This is a genomic window from Bartonella japonica (assembly GCF_040545385.1).
Lineage (GTDB): Bacteria > Pseudomonadota > Alphaproteobacteria > Rhizobiales > Rhizobiaceae > Bartonella > Bartonella japonica.
Window position 1 is genome coordinate 18,821 of the sequence record NZ_JBEPLT010000013.1, and the last position, 15,645, is coordinate 34,465.

General features: G+C 34.9%; 15 protein-coding genes, 1 tRNA gene and 6 pseudogenes. 11 read left to right on the plus strand and 11 right to left on the minus strand.

Features of this window, described 5'->3' with window-relative positions:
* Positions 1-165 precede the first annotated feature (165 nt).
* Positions 166-405, plus strand: coding sequence for an RNA chaperone Hfq (gene hfq, locus ABID39_RS05995; protein WP_354187006.1), 240 nt, complete (start codon positions 166-168; stop codon positions 403-405).
* 57 nt (positions 406-462) lie between these two features.
* On the plus strand, positions 463-1,800 hold the full coding sequence (hflX, locus tag ABID39_RS06000; protein WP_354187008.1) for a GTPase HflX: 1,338 nt from the start codon (positions 463-465) through the stop codon (positions 1,798-1,800).
* Positions 1,801-2,244: 444 nt separating this feature from the next.
* Here hflX and ABID39_RS06005 read toward each other — a convergent pair whose 3' ends face one another.
* From ABID39_RS06005 to ABID39_RS06025, 5 genes and pseudogenes are all read right to left on the minus strand, one after another.
* Positions 2,245-2,667: a type II toxin-antitoxin system HicB family antitoxin gene (locus ABID39_RS06005; RefSeq protein ID WP_354187010.1), complete on the minus strand. Its 423-nt coding sequence runs from the start codon at positions 2,665-2,667 to the stop codon at positions 2,245-2,247.
* A 33-nt stretch (positions 2,668-2,700) separates the two neighbouring features.
* The gene (locus ABID39_RS06010) at positions 2,701-2,883 is read right to left on the minus strand and encodes a type II toxin-antitoxin system HicA family toxin (protein ID WP_354187012.1); all 183 of its coding nucleotides are present in this window, start codon (positions 2,881-2,883) and stop codon (positions 2,701-2,703) included.
* Between the two features lie 213 nt (positions 2,884-3,096).
* Positions 3,097-3,402, minus strand: a complete 306-nt coding sequence (locus ABID39_RS06015) for a BrnA antitoxin family protein (RefSeq protein ID WP_354187014.1) — start codon at positions 3,400-3,402, stop codon at positions 3,097-3,099.
* A pseudogene (locus ABID39_RS06020) lies at positions 3,380-3,645 on the minus strand (BrnT family toxin). Before ABID39_RS06020 ends, ABID39_RS06015 begins: the two are co-directional and overlap by 23 nt.
* Positions 3,646-4,015: 370 nt before the next feature.
* Positions 4,016-4,159 (minus strand): annotated as a pseudogene (locus ABID39_RS06025) (integrase); the annotation flags it as partial.
* Between the two features lie 233 nt (positions 4,160-4,392).
* On the opposite strand from ABID39_RS06025, the pseudogene ABID39_RS06030 reads away from it, so the two are divergent.
* Positions 4,393-4,563, plus strand: a pseudogene (locus ABID39_RS06030) (phage regulatory protein/antirepressor Ant); the annotation flags it as partial.
* Between the two features lie 7 nt (positions 4,564-4,570).
* On the opposite strand, the gene ABID39_RS06035 reads toward ABID39_RS06030, so the two are convergent.
* Positions 4,571-4,882 carry a helix-turn-helix domain-containing transcriptional regulator gene (locus ABID39_RS06035; RefSeq protein WP_354187016.1) on the minus strand — a complete coding sequence of 104 codons (312 nt, stop codon included), beginning with the start codon at positions 4,880-4,882 and terminating at the stop codon, positions 4,571-4,573.
* Positions 4,883-4,893: 11 nt separating this feature from the next.
* On the minus strand, positions 4,894-5,217 hold the full coding sequence (locus tag ABID39_RS06040) for a type II toxin-antitoxin system RelE/ParE family toxin (protein ID WP_354187018.1): 324 nt from the start codon (positions 5,215-5,217) through the stop codon (positions 4,894-4,896).
* A 104-nt stretch (positions 5,218-5,321) separates the two neighbouring features.
* Between ABID39_RS06040 and bgtA the strand changes: the two are divergent.
* The 5 genes and pseudogenes from bgtA to ABID39_RS06065 all read left to right on the plus strand — a co-directional run bounded on the left by bgtA (position 5,322) and on the right by ABID39_RS06065 (position 8,544).
* Positions 5,322-5,984: pseudogene (gene bgtA / locus ABID39_RS06045) on the plus strand (gene transfer agent endolysin BgtA).
* Positions 5,981-6,208: a hypothetical protein gene (locus ABID39_RS06050; protein WP_354187020.1), complete on the plus strand. Its 228-nt coding sequence runs from the start codon at positions 5,981-5,983 to the stop codon at positions 6,206-6,208. Before bgtA ends, ABID39_RS06050 begins: the two are co-directional and overlap by 4 nt.
* Positions 6,141-6,347 (plus strand): hypothetical protein, encoded by a 207-nt coding sequence (locus tag ABID39_RS06055; protein ID WP_354187022.1) that lies wholly within the window; start codon positions 6,141-6,143, stop codon positions 6,345-6,347. The genes ABID39_RS06050 and ABID39_RS06055 overlap by 68 nt, the downstream gene beginning before the upstream one ends.
* Positions 6,348-6,726: 379 nt before the next feature.
* Positions 6,727-7,917 carry an alpha/beta hydrolase gene (locus ABID39_RS06060; RefSeq protein ID WP_354187068.1) on the plus strand — a complete coding sequence of 397 codons (1,191 nt, stop codon included), beginning with the start codon at positions 6,727-6,729 and terminating at the stop codon, positions 7,915-7,917.
* A 132-nt stretch (positions 7,918-8,049) separates the two neighbouring features.
* Entirely contained in the window at positions 8,050-8,544 is a 495-nt protein-coding gene (locus ABID39_RS06065) for a hypothetical protein (RefSeq protein ID WP_354187070.1), read from the plus strand.
* A 431-nt stretch (positions 8,545-8,975) separates the two neighbouring features.
* Here ABID39_RS06065 and ABID39_RS06070 read toward each other — a convergent pair.
* Positions 8,976-9,406, minus strand: a pseudogene (locus tag ABID39_RS06070) (tyrosine-type recombinase/integrase); the annotation flags it as partial.
* 121 nt (positions 9,407-9,527) lie between these two features.
* Positions 9,528-10,166 (minus strand): hypothetical protein, encoded by a 639-nt coding sequence (locus tag ABID39_RS06075; protein ID WP_354187024.1) that lies wholly within the window; start codon positions 10,164-10,166, stop codon positions 9,528-9,530.
* A 1,252-nt stretch (positions 10,167-11,418) separates the two neighbouring features.
* On the opposite strand from ABID39_RS06075, the gene ABID39_RS06080 reads away from it, so the two are divergent.
* Positions 11,419-11,754: a hypothetical protein gene (locus ABID39_RS06080; RefSeq protein WP_354187026.1), complete on the plus strand. Its 336-nt coding sequence runs from the start codon at positions 11,419-11,421 to the stop codon at positions 11,752-11,754.
* Positions 11,735-12,478 (plus strand): annotated as a pseudogene (locus ABID39_RS06085) (phage terminase large subunit); the annotation flags it as partial. The gene ABID39_RS06080 and the pseudogene ABID39_RS06085, both read left to right, overlap by 20 nt.
* A gap of 393 nt (positions 12,479-12,871) precedes the next feature.
* On the opposite strand, the gene ABID39_RS06090 reads toward ABID39_RS06085, so the two are convergent.
* Together ABID39_RS06090 and ABID39_RS06095 are read right to left on the minus strand one after the other, a co-directional pair.
* Positions 12,872-12,961 (minus strand) — tRNA-Ser (locus ABID39_RS06090).
* A gap of 429 nt (positions 12,962-13,390) precedes the next feature.
* Entirely contained in the window at positions 13,391-13,756 is a 366-nt protein-coding gene (locus ABID39_RS06095; RefSeq protein ID WP_354187028.1) for a hypothetical protein, read from the minus strand.
* A gap of 798 nt (positions 13,757-14,554) precedes the next feature.
* Here ABID39_RS06095 and ABID39_RS06100 point away from each other — a divergent pair.
* Complete coding sequence (locus ABID39_RS06100) at positions 14,555-15,631, plus strand: COX15/CtaA family protein (protein WP_354187030.1); 1,077 nt, start codon at positions 14,555-14,557, stop codon at positions 15,629-15,631.
* Positions 15,632-15,645: the final 14 nt, after the last annotated feature.

A 15,645-nucleotide genomic window follows, 5' to 3' on the forward strand; every position in this document is an offset into this window, starting at 1 on the left:
AGTTTTCCTAGATTGTGCTGCTTACTTTTTTAAAGGAATGTTTTTTCTCGATATTTAGTTTGTCTTTTTCTAAATTTTGAAGCTCCTACGTTGACAATTGAATATTTTTCAGTCGATATGCAAGCACGAATATTTTATGCAATTCGAAATGAAGGTGTAAAAATAATGGCAGAACGATCACAACACCTGCAAGATGTATTTTTAAATACGCTACGCAAGCAGAAAATTTCCCTTACAATTTTTCTTGTAAATGGCGTTAAGCTAACGGGTATTGTAACCTCATTTGATAGCTTTTGTGTCCTTTTGCGTCGTGATGGACATGCGCAATTGGTTTATAAGCATGCTATTTCTACGATTATGCCTGGACAACCTGTGCAGATGTTTGAAGGTGAAAACTCTGAGTAAGCAAGTCATTTTATATTTTAGGTCTTTTGTTTCATTTTGTTAAAGTGCTTGGTTGCTATGATAAATGAAAATGAGAGATCTTTAGGGTTTTCTTCACAGATTGAAAAACAGGTGCGTGCTATTGTTTTGGTACCAATTTACCAAGAAAACAGAAGTAAAAATGCTGTAAGTGGAGGTTCAGTATCTTCTCGGGTAAAAGAGGCTTTAGGTCTAGCGCGTGCTATAAGACTGGAAGTTGTTCATTGTGAAACGGTTAATACTGTCACCTTGCGTCCTGCGACTTTGTTTGGGAAAGGTAAAGTAGACGCATTTACTCACTATATAAGAGAATATCATATTGATTTGGTGATTGTAGATTATTTTTTAACACCAATACAGCAGCGTAATTTAGAAAAATTATGGAATTGTAAGGTTATCGATAGGACAACTTTGATTCTAGAAATTTTTGGAGATCGTGCACGAACAAAAGAAGGAGTTTTACAAGTTGAGTTGGCGCACTTATCTTATCAAAAAAGCAGACTTGTACGTAGCTGGACACACTTAGAACGGCAACGTGGTGGTTGTGGTTTTTTAGGCGGGCCTGGTGAAACTCAGATTGAGGCAGATAGGCGTCTTTTGCAAGAAAAGATTACGCGTATCCGTCGCGAGTTGGAAAAAGTTATTAAAACACGTACTCTGCATAGAGAAAAAAGAAAAAAAACGTCTCATCCTGTTGTTGCTTTGATTGGATATACAAATGCAGGGAAATCGACCCTTTTTAATCGCTTAAGTGGTGCAAATGTCTTAGAAAAGGATATGCTTTTTGCAACACTTGATCCGACTTTGCGCAAAGTTGTTCTTCCTCATGGAAAAACTATTTTTTTATCTGATACTGTGGGTTTTATCTCCAATTTACCAACGCATTTAATTGCAGCTTTTAGAGCAACCCTTGAAGAAGTGGTTGAAGCTGATCTTATTCTTCATATAAGAGATATGTCAGACCCTGATCATCGGACACATGCTCAAGATGTTTTGGATGTGCTTTCAAATCTTGGTATTGATGATACAGAGCATATCATAGAAGTTTGGAATAAGATTGATCTATTGGATGAGCACGCATTGAATGTTTTGCAAACAAGCGTAAAAACACGCTTGAAGCCAGCTGTAATGGTTTCAGCACTCATGAGCGATGGACTCGATCAATTGTTAACAGCGATTGAAAAGCAAATTTTTGGAGAAATGCAAAATGTTGAATGTCTTTTAAGACCTCATGAAATGTCGCTTATTGATTGGTTTTATGAAAACTCTGGTGAAATAAGACAGGAAGGACATGATGACGGTTCTATCACCATTAGAGCAGTTCTTACCTCTGAAGCAAAAAGACGATTAGAGAAAATCAAAAAAACGATGAATTAAAATCTTTTTGAGATTTCTTTGCATATCTTTTCTTCGTTTTTCTTATCTTAAAATATGACTTAAAGTTAAAAGGATAGTTACTATTATTCTCATAATGAAACGTGTGAAGTATCTTACTGGTTGAAATAAAAATGGTCTTAAGTGTCATAAAAGATTGTTTATACGCATATTATCGCGAAAGTTTTAGTTGTTTTTCTGTTAGCCGTATTGTGTACATTTTGGATTTGGTTGCATTGCGTTGTAAAGATTATTGAAAATAACGCTGTGTAAATAACAGGGCGGGGGGCGCCTTCTTTAAAATAAAAAAAACCGTATCTTAATAAACGCGGCTTTTGTATGTGAAAACTTTTTAATTATGAAAAGACGCATTTTTATCACACAAAACGTATAAAATCGCAAGCCTTAATACATAAAAACCGCATCAAATTTTATAATGTATAAATTTTAAGCAGCATCTTTAATGTTAACTGTAACTGCTTTTCCGAGGATATGGAGAGTAGATTCTAAAGTCTCTAACTTCGTTTCATGATTTAAGTTTAACAACCGATCAATTTGTATAGGGTGCAGTTTTAAAAGGCGGGTAAGATCTGCTTTGCGTAAGTTTTTTTCAACCATGGCATTGTGTATTGCGATTTTTAAAGTTACCAATAAGGATATTTCAACAAAAGGATAGGCAACTTCATCAGCTCTACAAGGGATAGATTCACGATCTTGGAAACGCCCCATAATGACTGTTAAAAGTGCGTCTTTAGCATTTTCTAACGCTTCTTTTTCATTTTCACCGTAGGTTATAAACTCTTGAAAGTCTTTGGCCGTAACAAGAAGAGTATCATTATCATCTTTAATAAATTTGAGTGCATATTTCATTTGCATCTCCATTTTATTGCAATTAATTAGAGTTTATTTCAAATCAAGATCTTTAAAAATTTTATTAACTAATCCCGTTCCTAACTCTTCTCTAGCACCATGCATGGGCAGAACTGTTTTCTTAGAACCAAGTTTTACAATTAAATGACCACCTTTTCCTGATATAAAACTACAACCTCGTTTTGTAAGATATCTTTTTAATTCTTGGCTATTCATAACAATAATATAACATCTAAAATGGTTCAATGCAACAAAAATGTTTTAATAAAGATTATAGATCACATATAGTGTGTATAAAAGCAAATTTATTTTTATCATGTTGTATTATAAAACAAATAATGCTACTATATGGCGGGATTTAAGAAGCCCGAAAGCCCTTGTTATGTGTTTACATAATGGGGCTTTTTTTATGCAATGCCATTAAAGTAATTAGCACTTACTGGCTTTTTTTAAAATTTCACTCATACGTGTACGCCAATCTTTACCTTGTGCTTTAAAAAAAGCAATAACTTTTGAATCAATACGCAGGGTGATAGCTTCTTTAGGTGATTCAACTGGGGGGCGTCCACGTTTACGACGCTTGTTATCTACATATTTAAAAAAAGAAGGTGGTAAAACTTCTTTAGCTGGTTTCAAGCGTGCAAGTTCTTCATCAGTGAGTGATGGTGAATTTACAGCTTCCCAGTCTTCTTTTGTGTAATAACACTTTTCTTTAAAGGTTTTTTTGATAGTCATCGAAAACCTCTCTTTCTTTTTTATTTGCATAGCGAAAACTGATAATTGATACCGTTTTGGTACCAAGCTTTGCAAAGATAACAACCATTGTGCCGTCGGCAAACGTCCTATGGCTTTCATACGGTTTGAATATGTTGCATCAATAAAAGTATGTTTCCACGCAAAATAAATAACATCAGCGAAATCAAGCCCATGTTTATCAATATTTAACGCTCTTTTAGGTTCATCCCATACTATTTTCATATATTTTATGTACACTAAAAATAAGATATTGTCAATAAATTATTGAAAAGTTTTAAAAAATAAGAGATTTAAATGCAATAAAACCGTGCCAATTAATTTGACACGATTTCTGTTTTGCTTACGTTTTTGTCATTTGAATAGAACCATAATCTTTATATCAAAAAACCTATAAAAATACAAGCAATTTAAAAATAAAAAAACATGATTCATACTGTAGATTCAGTGGGTTATCGTTATTTATGTTTATGAAATAAACCATTGTGTGTTATAAATATATTAGTGAAATCTATATCATGTTAATTGATAGGTTACTTCCATAAAATAGGGTTAAAGCGAATACTTAATAAGGTAATATTGATTGGTTTTTTAGGCGCTGATCCTGAATGGTATAACGATAAAGCCATTGAGCACCTCCATCTTTACGCTTATGAAGTAACAAGCCAGCACCATCATTATATTTGCCAGCTCCCAATGTTGCGACAGATCTTGCACTAAGACGGTTCATAAGAGCCATTTTTACTCCTTTCTTCTATAGTTTTTACCCACACACCAGCCCCGCTTTTGACGTGCAAGCAAGTGATATTAATTGATTCAATCTGAGAGAGTTTAGAATGAGAAAATCTTACAATATTCGGGGCTTTAATTCAATATGAAAAACAGTAAATTATCATTATAAATCAATGTGTTGCTAGCGCCCGATACCTTTCTAAGGTGTCAATGAAAACATCTAACCATAAGGAGTTCGCAATGAATACCTTTATTAAAATTACGGAAAACGTTGCTAACGACGCAGCGGTTCCGACTATGTCTAGTCGTGAGATTGCCGAATTGTGTGGTAAAAGGTATGACCATGTTATGCGAGATATCAAGAGAATGCTTGAAGAATTATACCCTGAAAAAGGTCTCCCCAAATTTGGGGCTAAAGTTACACGTGTGGAACTGGTCGTTCAAGAGGCTGTATAGCTAAACGAAACCCCATGGTACGCAGTAAAGCATTCAAGCTGCGGAACTCTGGATTACCTTTCTCTGAAAGTGTACGGTAAAGTTGTGTTGGGTTCAAGTTGGCTGCTTTAGCTACAGCTTGAACACCACCATAAGCTTTGGCCATTTGGCGTAGAGTTACAAGCAGTTCACCCTGATCACCATCTGCTAGGATTGCATCAAGGGTCGCTGCTGCCAACTCAGGGTCATCATGGAATATTTCTGCCATTGCATCATCGTGGCTACGGTCTTTCATCTTTGCACTCCTTAATCTTCACGGTTTTGCCAATCGTACCAACAAGCACATGCACGAGTGATATCAGTGTCTTGTATTTTTTTGGTACCACCGCATAATAACAATAATACGGTCTTTCCAGACTGAGCATAATAAATTCGGTAACCAGGACCAATATTCATACGCAGTTCATAGACACCATCACGAAGCGGCTTGAAATCGCCAAAGTTTCCTTGCTCTAAACGATTAAGGCGGTGAATAATTGCAGTTTTAGCCTGCACATCACGGAGCTTTCGCAGCCAATCAGCTATCAAGTCTTTGCCATCAGAGGTAAGGTAGTGACGTATTTCAAACATAATGCATATTCGTTTATAAACGAATATTTGTCAAGAGCGAAAGAAATTTATTTTTAGATTTTCACTCAGCCCCACCTTGTGTGGATTTTTTTATGGAGGAATGTATGCGAAAAATATCTAAAGAAGGGCTTGCACTCATTAAACTAATGGGAAGGTCTGCGTTTAAATGCCTATAAAGATGCCATTGGTGTATGGACAATCGGTTATGGACATACCAGCAGTGCTGGAAAACCTTTTATTCACAAAGGCATGACCATCACTGAAAAGCAAGCAGAAGAGTTTCTTTGTCAGGACTTGCAACAATTTGAAAATACCGTTGAAAAAAACGTGCTTGTTCCATTAACCAATGAGCAATTCGCAGCATTGGTGTCCTTTTGTTATAATGTAGAAGGGTAGCCTTTTGCAACTCTACACTGTTAAAAAAGCTCAATAAAGGTGAATATGCAGCCGTCCCTGCTGAATTACAAAAATGGACCAAAGCAGGAGGTAAACGTTAGAATGGTCTTGTCCACAGACGTGCAGCTGAAGCAGGCTTATGGGCAAAAGGGGCTTATGTTTCTTCTCATTATCAAACAGTGGAAGCACAAGAATCAACAGGAATTTTCAAAGCAGAAGCACTAGCTCCTATTATAGGTTCATTTTCAGGTATTGGCGGTTTGCTGGCAGGGAATGGTCCGGTTCAATGGGCTTTGGCAAGCATTATGGTTTTGGCGGCATGTGCTGGTATTTTCTTTGTTGCTAAACGCTTTCAGGAGCATCATCTATGATCTTGCAGATAAGAAGAAAACTCATGTTAACAGGAGCGGCTTTAGCCGCTTTTTTTATAGCTTTAGCAAAAGCTTTTACTCTTGGAAAGAAGTTTGAACAGCAAAAGCAAACAGAAAAAACTCTAAAATCAGCAAAAACAAGGCTTGAGACGGAAAATGAAGTTAATCAGAAAAATGATACTGATGTGCGTACTGAGCTCTCTGACTGGTTGCGCAACAAATAAATATATTTCTTCTTGTGTTGATTGGCTCCCCATTTATGTAGAAAAACAAGATGTGAACGTCATCAGTTCAAACTTAGCAAGAGAGATCTTAAAGCATAACAAGCAAGGTGAACGCTTATGTGGGTGGAAAGGTAGCTAGAAAAAACACCTCGAAAAGAACTCTTGATTCGCAATTGCAATATATAGATGATGATGCTATCTGATAGCGTTATAGATTCTATGTATCAGGTGGTTTAAAAGGTGGTTTTGTTATTTGATATTTTTATTAACTTATTGAAAAATATTGTTAAATTATTATGAAATGGCACTTTTCGACCGCACCACTTATATTCGTGATAGTAGGGATAAGATTATATATTAAGAGGGCGGTGTTGCATATTGTAGCTTATAGCAAGATTTTTTATGCTACTTTTTAGCGCGTTTCTAGCAATGGTTTCATTTCAATTGGGGGGGGAAATTTTATTCTTTTTCTTTGTAGTCGATATTGAATCTTTTCGATAAGGCTAGGTGGTGTTGTGGTGAGAAGTCCAGTTTTAAAATATTTAACATTTTTTATTTGCATTTCTTTGTTAACAGCATGCAGTCGGTCGCGCGCCGTTCTTTGGCATGGGGTCCATGCAACACCATCTATGATTGCTGTACAAAGAGAAGTTGAAGGTGAACCAATTCTTCCGAAAGCTGTTGTTCCAGTGTATGTTGCAACAAGTCGTATGATACAAAACAGCTATTCTCAACCTTATGGGGCAGAGAGATCAAATAAAGTATATTATAATCGCGTTGATGTAGGAATTCCTCAAAAACATGTGAAGGGTCTTGTCGAAATAAATGCCTATAAGCCTACTCACGATAAGTATTTTGCAGCAGTAGCATTGCAAAAGTACGATAACAAGGAACAGTTTAAGCAGCAATTAAATGCTGCTTTAGCAAAAAAGCCAAAAGGAAAAAGAGAAATTTTTCTTTTTATTCATGGTTACAACAACAATTTTGCAGATGGTACATTTCGTACAGCTCAATTTACACATGATTATTCTTTAAATGTTGTTGCTGTGCACTATTCGTGGCCTTCTGCTGGATCAATACCTCTCTATATTTATGACCGTGATAGCGCTAATTTTGCACGCGATGGATTGATAGAGCTTTTAACGCTCATAAGTGAAACTGACTCTGATCAGATTTCTGTTATTGCACATTCTATGGGCAATTTTGTCATAATGGAAGCATTTAGAACTTTAGCATTACAACAAAAATATAAACCTATTCATCGTGTTACAAGTTTTTTAATGGCAGCGCCGGACATTGATGTTGATGTGTTTGAACGTCAACTTAATGACATTAAAAGATTGCCTCAACCAACTGCCATTTTAGTATCTCGTACCGATAAAGCGCTTGCTGTTTCGGGGCGTCTTACGGGGGGGCATCACCGTGTAGGAGATGGTGAGGATATCAAAATGTTACGTAAAAATGGAATAGCTGTCCTCGACTTTTCTAATGTTGATGGTGGAGCACATAATGTTTTTGCGTCATCACCAACATTGATGGCTCTTTCTCGTGAAGGTTCTTTGGCTTCAACAATTATGCAGGGTACAGAATTATCGCCTAGTCAAGCACTTCTTGCTGATAGTAGCAGTGTGTTGGAGAAAACAACTCATTTGATTCTTTATACACCTGTACGTTTTTTAACTCCATTGACACCACTAACCCCGCATTAACTGTAAAAGAAGAGGAAGTTCTTTATTAGATTATACATCAAACGATGTTCTTAGCACTTTCTTTAGAATAGTTTTATAGACTAAAATAAATAGCGGAATGAATGTAAAAACTGGTAATTAGGTGAGTTCATGATGCTTGTACAAAGATGCTATGCTAGTACATCTAATAGGTTAGTTAATTACTTATCTCATTCTGCTTTGCAATCATTGAATATTTATACTATGCTTTTGAAGATGAGAGAAGGTAATATGGGGGAAAAAATGAATTTATTGCGTCAAATTGATTCCACAAAAAAACAGTTGGATGAGATAAGTTATGCTCTTATTTTAGAATATCGTAAACGCCAAGAAAATGAGCGTTTTTTAAAGCAAATTTTGCTTTCGATTTCTGATCAACTTTTTTCACTTAATAACGGTTTTAAGGAAACAGGACGCCTTTTTTTTCAAGAGATTAGAATGCTTCAATCTCAGATGCAATGTTTCTATGAGAATAGAGAGAAGCAGGATTTATTAGATAATAAAGATTTTTATTCTTCGTCAAAAATTGATGAAGTCATTAAGCAGTTACAAAAAGCACGAAAAAAGCTTATTATTGAAAGCCCTCATCTCTTTAAACGAGAACATTAAACTTCAGAAGAAAGATTTTGTTGAACAAAATACGTTGATAAAAATATTTTCAATTTTATAAAAAAATAGTGTAACCAGAAGGTTATTAAAAAATCAATTCTTGCTACAAAGGTTTGTAATAAATTTTTGTAATTTTACTTAGTTACATAATCATTAACAAGTTTACTAATATTGGAGACAGTCACTTATATTGGAAGAATGCAAAAATTTATTAAAGAAGGTAGGCAAGTAAGTTGCACTTTGTGGTGTGCATGTTAAAAATCCTATTCTTACGCTTTAATCATAGTTCACCGTACTCTTGAAAAGAGCATGAAGATCAATGTGTTATTCATCTTACAAGGATAATACGGTACTCTCAGTAAAACAATAAATAGTAAAATCAATAACTTATTATAAAAGTAAGAGATTATGTGATTATTGATTCTATTGCATATGGCAAGTCGTTTTCTATCTGCTGTTTTTGTATAAAGAGATGCCATGTTGTCATCTTCTCAACCCAAAATAGCTTTAAGTTGAGAAACTGTAGACCTAAGTTTGCAGCACGTGTTGCTGTTAATTTTCTTAATCCATGGGCTGTCTTTTTTATATTTGCTGTATTACATGCTTCACGAGGTAGATTGCCAAAACTTTCTGTGGTTAATTTCTTACTGCCTTTTCCGCAAATGAATGTTTCATCTTCGATAGGTTCAATTTTAAGAGTTTCCGCCATTTCAGGTAAGATAGGGAGAAAGACATCTGTTTGGAATTTACTTTTTTCTGTCTTTAAATGAATAATATTATCCTTAGTATCTTTCCAACCAATGCGAATAGCATCACCACGGTGCAAACTCGTATACAAAAGCACATCAATCCAAATGCGTTCGAAGAGGAGAGGCACCTTTTTATAGTTCTGAAGAAGTGAGGAGAGAGCTTGGCTTGGACTATTAGGTATGAAAAACTAAAATTTATAAGATATTTGTATCAAGTATATAACCATTTTTCTATTATAATAGATACTGTATCAAGTGTGCGTAGGATTTGTTATAATTAAAGCCTTTATTTTCGAAAACCGTCTCTTGCATTTCTATATTCAATTGTTTGTATTCTTCATTGATAGCATTTTCTAGTGCTTTCATCTTTTTATAACCGAAGATTACTTGTAACTTTCCTGTACCTATAAGCGAATCCCAATAGATCAACTTATTATGGCATTTCTTACTTGATGATTTAATGTTTTCTATTGCTCCTATTTTATGTGCTTTCTCAAATGTTGGAATATCTTCAGAATTCTGTAGATTATAACTATCTTTTTTGTTTATAAGTTCTTTATCTTTTTCTTTGTACTGATTTAGTTTCCATTCCATATCTTGAGTAAAGAAATTTTCATTTAACGCAATGTATCCTTCTGTAACAGTTTCAAGAAGACGCTTATAATGAATAAAAGTTTCTCTTGCTATTTTATAAGTATCGGAAATGTCGTATAATAATGATAGAAGTATCTTTTTACAAATTAGAAGCGGTTCGTAATCAATAACCATATGATATGGGAATTCTAATATCTTTTTTATTTCTTCATATTCTGTATTTCTAGATATATCAGAGCAATAAATTTCCATAGATGCTAGTTTTTTTATATACTCCATTAAATTTATCTTCTTGTTGTTTCTCATACAGAGCTGTGAATCATATTATCAACCACATATAACCACTAATGCAATAATAATATGTGGGTTTATAGCATGTTTTTTCTGTAAGCGGATCTACAGCTATTTTCAATAGTTATTCCATTTTTTTCATTAATCGCACTGTTTTTAAATAAATTTTTTTAGTAAATGGGTGCATCATTAATGCATTGATTTTTTTTATAATGTTCAGAAGTGAGTTTTGCTTCTAGTAGTATCTGCTCATAGAGAAAAAATATTTCTTTATATCCTGAAGCACAGACATCCTTTATGATAGGGTGATCATATTCGCCGTCTTTGCATATCATTAGGGAATGCTCTTGTAGTATGCCCATTTCTCACAATCTAATTTCTGTATTCCATTGCTTAATCCATTTTCGTGATATTTTTTGAGCCTTTTTTAAAAGGCTTTTATTCTGTTTTGTAATTTGTTCTTTGTATACTCCTATCTCTCACTCTTTTTGTATTTCAAATTGTTTAAATTGCTTTATAGAATAATTTAATACTAAACTTTCCCAGAAATACGCTACGAAGGATATTATTAATAAAGTGTTTGTTGAGAATTCAAAAAAATGAAGGATAGCGAGTCCTATTATTATGAAAGTTGTATTTTCCAATTCTACATGTAAGAGAAATAAAAACAACATGATTGGTATTGTAATTACAAGTACGGCTATTCCCACATCTGAAAACTTGTAGAGAAGGATTCCTGTAGATATTATAGCTATACATATCAGTGATTTAATGAAATCATTGTTATCATAAGAATAATTGTTATTTATTCCGCATCTAACAACACCTTACGTTCTAAGGTTAACCACTTATATCTTAAGATTGAGCCGACAATAGAAATAATTGACGCTGCTGTCAAAATTTGAAGGAATAAATAGTTTGATGTAAACATTACCGCAATTATCCCCATTATTGCGCTAAAACATATTGATACTGGTTCTATTTTCCCCCCTTTTTATTAATTATCAGTCGTGTAATTGATTCGTTAAGATGATACAACAACGTCTTATCTGTTGTTGAAAATACTAGATTTAGGTGAAGAAAATAAAAAAACACAGTATCATGATTTTTTGTTGACAGAGTGTTTTGTTTAGTGTCTAATGGTGTCGCTACACTAGTCGTATTGTATCTAAAATTGGTTGTATTTATTTTGTAAGCCCTGCATTTGCGGGGTTTTTTTATTATCTAGAGGGCGTATTTTATGACGTCACAAAATGCTATTCAAACTCCACAGTCACCTCCTAAGCGTATACCTCCTAAAGCAGGAGTGGGACGTGTCAAAGGCGTTCCAAATAAAATGACGCATATTTTGAAAGAAGCGGTGATTAAAGCCGCTGAGAATGCAGGCAATAAAATAGGCAATGATGGTTTGGTTTCTTATTTAGAAAAGCAAGCTGTTAGTTGCCCAGCGGCTTATTTAGCGTTGCTTGGTAAGGTGTTGCCTTTACAGGTAACAGGGGAGAATGGAGGAGCGATAAAGCTGATCGGGCATGTGGAAATCGCTCCTTTAACAATGAATGACGACAAGACAGATTAAGATTGTTCCAAAGCTCATTCCTATTTTTACAGGCAAGGCAGCGGTGCGTGCGGCTTGGGGTGGACGAGGATCAGGAAAGACAAGATCATTTGCTTTGATGGCTGCTTTAAAAGGCTATCAATTTGGCATGGAGGGTATCTCAGGGGTAATCTTGTGTGCAAGGCAGTTTCAAAACTCACTCGCGGAAAGTTCTTTAGAAGAGATTAAGCGAGCAATAGAAGCGCATGATTTTTTAAGGGATTATTACAAGATAGGGGAGGCTTCGATTAAGTCGAATGACGGTCGTATAGCCTTTCAGTTTTCAGGTTTTGACCGCAATATAGCCAGTATTAAATCGATGGGGCGTATTTTGCTCTGTTGGGTTGATGAGGCAGAGCCAGTCACAGAGACAGCTTGGCAGACGCTGATACCGACTTTGCGTGAAGAAGGAGAGGGTTGGCGTGCAGAGTTGTGGGTGACATGGAACCCGTTGCGAGACAATGCACCAGTTGAAAGGCGGTTTCGCTTTTCAGACAATAAAGCCATTAAGCGTGTAGAGATCAATTGGTCAGACAATCCAAAGTTTCCAAAGCTTTTGAATGAAGCGCGGCTTGATGATTTTCATAACCGCCCTGAGTTTTATAAGCATATTTGGGAAGGTGGTTATCTTACCGCAGTTCAGGGAGCTTATTTCCAAAAGGAAATGTTGGCAGCTGAGCAGGAAGGGCGAATAGGGCGTGTTGCTCTCTCTTTTTGGGTACGGGGCAAATAGTATTATTTCTTGTTATAGGTTGGTTACCTATTTATTTGGAGCAGAAAGATATGCTTATGATGAGCCCAAACTTAGCAAGACAAATCTTAAAGCATAACAAGTAAGGTGAACGCTTATGTGCTTGGAAACATGCTCAGAAAACTAGGTGATAAATTCTTATCTTTTGGGGCAGAGAAGAGATTATAGAATCAATTATCAGAATAAGAAATGCTTTAGATCTTTCTCATAAACAAACAATCAATCCTGAAATCTATAATATATTCTAGAAGAAAATGTAAAATCCTATTCTCGCATCTTTATTTTACTATCCCGCACCATGAAAAAATATTAATAAAATCAATATATTACATGAAGTAAAAGTTTGAATGGCGGAGGGGGTGGGATTCGAACCCACGGTACAGTCTCCTGCACGCCGGTTTTCAAGACCGGTGCCTTAAACCGCTCGGCCACCCCTCCAAACTAAGTATGACTTTTTACAAAGTTATTACAAAAGGTCAATCATTTAAATAGATTTGTAAACGTTTTTAACAAAATTGCCTAAAGCCCAATAGGGGTAATTTTCAAAATATAGCTTTTGAAAAGAGTTGTGTTTAATGAGTAGTTTTATTTTAGTATGAATAGCTTATCTTAAAGAAATGAAAGATAGATATAATGCCGTATAAACTTGAGCAGTGGGGTCAAAAAACAACCAATCACGATCGTACCGTGCAAGAAGGAGGCCTAAAAGAAGTCCTAATTCTCTATAGACAGTATATAATCTTTATGCAGCGCTACAGTATCTAGTTATAGAAGATCAAATGCTGCTGCATCTTGTGAATTCATTGCGCGTTGCTCTTAATGCGTTTCATAAGTATTTTCAAAAAAGCACTTAACTATAATGTGTAACTATTGGCTATTAGAAAAAAGTAAATTTATGTATAAGGTATGAATTTCATGGTCTAGTTCTTTAAGTTTTTCCTTATTTGCAGTGATACGTATTTGAATTTCGGTAATTTCTCTTAAAATTTGTGATGTTTTAGTGTGTTGTTTTAATTGTGTTTCGTTATGAACAAGTTCCATTCCATATATTTTCCTTTCCATGTCACCAAGTATGCTGTACGCTATCTCATACCTTTCTTTAATTAAATTATGCCATTTTTCTATCTCTTTGACTCGTTCTTTCAAAAATAAATTTTTATTATTCATCAAATACTTTTTTATTAGTAACTGAAATTCAGTTGTCTCAGTTTGAGAAAAATGTGTTTCCACCATAGGATTCTATCAAGTGACTCACGATACAGCTCCTTCGTGTCTTCTTTATTTCTTAGTACATTGCCTAGCTCCGCAATCTCTTTTGAACAAAATAGCTTACTCAAAAATGAAGGAGAATTTTTAGAATTAGCATATCCGTTTGAAGTGGATATAAGATACGTTGTAAAAAGTGCGATAATTAATACGCTTCTAAATAAAGACTTGTTTATAAACATCACTTCTACCTTTAATATACACCTTATTTATCTAAAAGATTTGCTTTTAATATATCAAAATGTGCTTTATAGACATTGGAAATAACGGCGCTGTAAGAAAGCAGTAGCTGCTCCCTTGTAAAAGGGGACAGGAGCGAAGGGACATTTTTCTTCTCTTTTGTTTTTTATGATTATGACACGGAATTAATATTCTTCTCTAGAGATTAACAAGTGCTATTTTGTACAACGTTTTGCAAAGATCATTGCTCATATATTACAAGAAAAAGGAATGTAATTTTATCATTTTAGAAATATGAAATAAATTTAGGTATGAGGTTAAAAATTTTTCTGAGCTAACAGATTATTACATTTGTAATATTGTTTTTAACGAACATAATTGGATAATGCAAATGGTGCGTAGGTTTCCAAAGACTGTTTACTGTGCTGTTACATCATAAATTTTACAAAATTAAGAATGCGAATTGTATGACTATAGAGTATACTTGTTTTATGTTAAAGTTGTCATACATAGAAAAATAGCTAAAATTTGAATGTTCAATTTTAGAACGAATTGCGGTTGAAGAAAGACGGGGGAGACGAGGAAATGGCAGTAAAAAGATTGAATGATAGCGTTTTAACACCATTGCAGAAAAGAAATCGAAAACAAATTCGAGTGTGGCTTTATTCTATTTTAGTGCTTTGCTTAGCAATTGTTTTGGTAGGAGGGGCTACTCGCTTGACAGGATCAGGGTTATCGATAACCGAATGGAAGCCGATCCATGGTGTTATTCCACCGATTGGTGTAGATCAATGGCAGGAGGAGTTTTCAAAGTATCAACAGATAGCGCAATATAAGCTGCTTAATCGCGATATGACGTTAAGTGCATTTAAGGTCATTTTTTGGTGGGAATGGGCACATCGTATCCTTGGGCGCCTAGTTGGTCTTGTGGCTTTATTTGGTTTAATTTGGTTTTGGGCAACGAAACGTATTGAAAAAAATATGTTGTTTCAGCTTTCTATTGTGCCAATTCTTATTGCATTGCAAGGTGCTATTGGTTGGTGGATGGTGGCTTCAGGTATTGGTCAAAGTAATTTGACAAGCGTAAGCCAATATCGTTTGGCTTTTCATCTTATCACAGCGTGTTTTGTTATTATTTTTGTTACTTACTTATCTCGAGGACTTGCAGAATATTCAGAAGAGCCTGCGAATCAAAAGGTTCAATATTTTGCAGGCTGGTTTGTTGTTCTAATCTTGATTGAAGTTTATTTTGGTGCTTTGGTTGCGGGACTTCATGCAGGCAAAGTTTATAATACATGGCCACTGATGGACGGTCAAATTATACCTGATGGACTGTTGCAGCATAGTCCCGTTTGGCTTAATTTATTTGAAAATTCCTTAACCGTTCAATTCACACACCGTTTATTCGCTTATTTCTTGTTTATTGTAGCGATTATTCACGCTTTATATGTACAAAAAAATGTTCCACATTCAACCCATTCTCGTCGCGCATTTTTTATGTGTATGATGATAATTGTTCAAGCATTCTTAGGTGTTTTTACATTATTGCATGAAGTTCCTATAAGTTTAGGGCTTATTCACCAAAGTGTTGCGTTGATATTATTATGTTTTTCGGTTGCACATTGGCGTGCAACAAAAGGAGCCTATCATGCTGTTGAATAAAAGCTTATATCCAA